The organism is Gordonia effusa NBRC 100432 (assembly GCF_000241305.1).
In the GTDB taxonomy this organism is placed as follows: Bacteria; Actinomycetota; Actinomycetes; order Mycobacteriales; family Mycobacteriaceae; genus Gordonia; species Gordonia effusa.
On sequence record NZ_BAEH01000116.1, the window covers coordinates 1 to 4,019 of the forward strand.

At 61.3% G+C, this 4,019-nt stretch carries 4 protein-coding genes; 3 read left to right on the forward strand and 1 reads right to left on the reverse strand.

The window, feature by feature from the left end; translation table 11 throughout:
• The first annotated feature begins 98 nt into the window (after window positions 1-98).
• The 3 genes from GOEFS_RS20265 to GOEFS_RS20275 all read left to right on the forward strand — a co-directional run bounded on the left by GOEFS_RS20265 (window position 99) and on the right by GOEFS_RS20275 (window position 2,750).
• On the forward strand, window positions 99-749 hold the full coding sequence (locus tag GOEFS_RS20265) for a PadR family transcriptional regulator (protein WP_007319826.1): 651 nt from the start codon (window positions 99-101) through the stop codon (window positions 747-749).
• 223 nt (window positions 750-972) lie between these two features.
• Window positions 973-1,992, forward strand: a complete 1,020-nt coding sequence (locus GOEFS_RS20270; protein WP_040525762.1) for a daunorubicin resistance protein DrrA family ABC transporter ATP-binding protein — start codon at window positions 973-975, stop codon at window positions 1,990-1,992.
• Window positions 1,989-2,750, forward strand: coding sequence for an ABC transporter permease (locus GOEFS_RS20275; protein ID WP_007319828.1), 762 nt, complete (start codon window positions 1,989-1,991; stop codon window positions 2,748-2,750). The genes GOEFS_RS20270 and GOEFS_RS20275 overlap by 4 nt, the downstream gene beginning before the upstream one ends.
• Window positions 2,751-2,836: 86 nt before the next feature.
• On the opposite strand, the gene GOEFS_RS20280 is transcribed toward GOEFS_RS20275, so the two are convergent.
• A complete protein-coding gene (locus tag GOEFS_RS20280) occupies window positions 2,837-3,895 on the reverse strand; it encodes a beta-ketoacyl-ACP synthase 3 (RefSeq protein WP_007319829.1) in 1,059 nt (352 codons plus the stop codon).
• Window positions 3,896-4,019: the final 124 nt, after the last annotated feature.

The window sequence follows — 4,019 nt, forward strand, 5'->3', positions numbered from 1 at the left end:
CTTTTCAGACATATGCGTCCCGTCCATCCGATGAGATTAACGCTCGGCGGAGGTTTGTTGTCGCAGTTGGCCGACAACCGCGCCTAGGCTTGGCAGCTATGGCCGTCTCGACAACTCACATGCTGTTGCTCGGTGCGGTCGGATTGTTCGAGCCGGTGAACGGTTACCAGATCCGTCGGGAGTTGATGTCGTGGCGAGTCGACGAGTGGGCCAATATCAAGCCGGGGTCGATTTATCACGGCCTGAGCGCGTTGACCGATAAGGGAATGTTGTTGCGGCACATGCTTTCTGATCGTGGCCGCGACGTCGCGGTATACGAATTGACGCCGACTGGCCGTGAACGACTCGACGAGTTGCTTATGTCGGCGCTGGCCACCGTCGACATGTTCGATCGGCGTCATTTCAACGCGGCGTTTGGCATGCTGCCGTTACTCGGACGGGAGCGCGGCGAGAAAATGCTTGTGCAACGTCGGGAAGCGCTGGCGGCGACCATTGCGTCGTTTCCGGATTTTAGTGATCCAGCCGCGTATCCATATGCGCCACCACACGCGTTGCGCGGTCAGCAGTTGTGGCAGATCGCGGCGGTCGCCGAATTGGAGTGGTTGGAGTCGGTGATCGCGGATTTTCGCGATGGCACGCTCGAGTTGTTCCACATCGACGACGCAGTTAATTGGGCACCGCCCGCCGACGATCCCGGGCACCAAATGTCCCGGGACAGAGAACGGTATCGGCGCCTGCTCGACCGATGAATTCGGTGCGTCGGGTTGGTCTGTCCTTGTGTCCGGCTGGAGGGCCGGACCTGCGGCGTCGGATGGGTGAAATGAGTTGACACTTGTCTGCGAACCGGGCAAACTCGACCCGCAAACTATTCAAATTTGAATACTGAGTGAAGTGACAACTCCGGACGGAATCTGACCGGAATCTGCGGCATGGTGGGTCGCGGACCAAGGGAGACAGGCAAATTCAATGGACATGATTCACGCACGAGGTCTCGTGCAGACGTTCTATACCGGCAGAGGTAAGCAAAAGCGGGAGGTACGCGCGGTCGATGGCGTCGACCTTCACGTCGCCGAAGGCGAGGTTGTAGGTTTTCTCGGGCCGAACGGTGCGGGAAAAACCACGACGCTGCGCATGCTGACGACGTTGCTACGACCGACGGCCGGCACGGCGACGGTCAATGGTTACGACGTCGTGCAGGACTCGGTTCAGGTACGCCGCAGTATCGGGTACGTGTCGCAGGCCGGCGGTACATTTAGTCAGGCTCAGGCCGGCGACGAGGTCGTCGACCACGGAATGCTCTATGGCATGTCGCGCCGCGACGCTGTGAAGCGCGGACACGAACTATTCGGGCAATTGCAGCTCGACGGGCTGTGGGAGCGGATGCCGAAGAATATGTCGGGCGGACAGAAACGCCGTCTCGACATCGTCATGGGATTGATCCACGACCCGACGCTGGTCTTCCTCGATGAGCCGACCACCGGTCTCGACCCGCAGGCGCGGGCCAATCTGTGGGATCACATCGCCAAATTGCGCACCGAACGTGGTGCCACGGTGTTTCTCACTACGCATTACCTGGACGAGGCCGATGCGCTGAGCGACCGGATCATCATCATCGACAACGGAACGATCGTCGCCGCCGACACCGCCGAAAATCTCAAGGCGCAGGTCTCCGGAGATCTGGTCAGCCTCGAAGTGGCGGCCGGCGAACATGTCGAAGTCGCGTCGAAGCGGCTGGGGGTGATTGCCAGCGACGTCGAGACCGACGCGCGCCATGTGCGTGGCAGGGTTCGCCGGGCCGGCCGGGAAGTTCCCGGACTGCTGCGAGCACTCGAATCCGACGGTGTCGCACTGGATTCCATCGAAATCGTCAAGCCGACCCTCGACGACGTTTTCCTGACCCTCACCGGGCGGTCGTTACGCGACGCCGAAGCCGAGCAATCCAGCGAATCGGAGACTGCTCCGAGTTTGACGAAAGAAGGTGTCTCGCAATGACATTCGTACGCGAATCGACCATCGTGTTTCGCCGGCAGATCCGGATGAATCTGCGTAATCCCGCGTGGGTGCTGATCGGGATCATGCAACCGGTGCTGTATTTGGTGCTATTCGGTCCGCTGCTCAAACCACTCGTGGCGCAATTCCCCGGCGGCGCCGACAACGCCTATACCTTCCTGGTGCCGGGTTTGTTGGTGCAGCTGGGCATCTTTGGTGCCTTCTTCGCGGGATTCGGCTTGATTGGGGAGTGGCGTGAAGGCGTCATCGAGGCCGAGCGGGTGACCCCGGCGAGCCGGACCGCGCTATTGATGGGTCGCCTGATGCGCGACGAACTTCAGCTGCTGGTCCAGGCGGTCATCTTGGTGTTGCTCGGTCTGCTGATGGGGATGCGCGGCTCATTCGTCGGGATAGTGGTTGGCATCGTGATCACCTTGCTGATTGGCGGGGCCTGCGCCGCGGCGTCGAACGCGCTCGCACTCACTACGAAGAGTGAAGATGTCATGGCGCCACTGATCAATATGGTGATGATGCCCGTGTTGCTGTTGTCGGGGATTTTGCTGCCGATGACTCTCGGGCCAGATTGGCTCAAGCGGGTCAGTGACTTCATGCCGTTCCGCTGGGTTGTCGACGCGGCACGTTCGGCCTTCGGCGGCGACGTGTGGACCGCCACCGTGGCGTGGGGTCTGCTGGCGTCGGTGGTCTTGGCCGCGCTCGGAACCTGGTGGGGGACAAATGTCTTCCGCAAGGAGAACGCGTAGGCGCATCTCTGCTGGAACTGTCCCCGTGGCGGGAGCAGGCGGCGATATAGCGCCTGCGGGCGCCACGGGGACAGTTCCAGGCGTGCCTAGTCGAAGCTGCTATCCGCGGGTGCGGGCGGAAGCGTCACCACGGCGCCGGCGTAGCTCAACCCAGCACCGAAACCGAGTAGCAGTGCGGTTTGGCCGCCGGTGGCCTTGCCGGTCACCAGCATCTCTTCCATCGCCAGCGGAATCGAGGCGGCGGAGGTGTTGCCGGTGTTCTCAATGTCGTTCGCGACCGGAATGTCGTCGGCGAGACCGAGATTCTTCGCCATCAGCTCATTGATCCGCGCGTTGGCCTGATGCGGGATGAAGACTTCGATCTCCGACTTGTCGATTCCGGAACGCTCGATCACATCACCAAGCGCCTTGGGTAATGTTATTGCCGCCCAACGGAATACGCGTGGTCCCTCCATATTCACGACCATTCGGCCGACGGGATCGGTTGCGGCGTCGCGGCTTTGGTATTCCTCGGCCCGATCCATGTATTCGGGAATGTCGTAATTCTGCGAGATAGCTTCGGAATTCTCACCGTCGGAACCCCAGACGGTGGGCGAAATGCCGTTGACCTCACTCGGCCCGACGATTACCGCACCGGCGCCGTCGCCGAAGATGAAAGCGGTATTGCGATCGGTCGGATCCATGACGACCGACATGGTTTCCACGCCGATCAGCAGCACATACTCCGCACTGCCGGATCGGACCGTGTCGGCCGCGATGCCCAGCCCGTAGCCAAATCCGCCGCAGCCAGCGGCGATGTCGTAAGCGGGGATTCCGTTGATGCCCAGGTCGTAGGCGACAACCGGGGCTCCGTGCGGGATCTTCGTCTTCCAGCTTCCCGTCGCGAGGATCAGCGCACCGATCTGTTCTCTGGCGATTCCCGAGTTGGCGATCGCACGCTCGGCCGCCGCGACGGCCATCGTCCGGGCGGATTCGTCACCGCTGATCCATCTGCGATTGCGGATTCCGCTGCGTTCGAAGATCCACTCGTCGGTCGAGTCGAGGACTTCGCAGACTTCGTCGTTAGAAACCAGCCGACGGGGCCGGTAGGCACCGATACCCAACATGGCGACGTTTGTGCGTCCAACGGCGGCGGCTAGTGGCATTGCGGTAAATCCCTCGGTTGTATGGAGAAGGTGTCCTCGATGGTGTGGCTACCAAGCGTGCACGGTGTTTTGCGCATCGGTGAGACTTTGTGTGACAAGTAGTTCGGCAGCGTCGACGCCATTC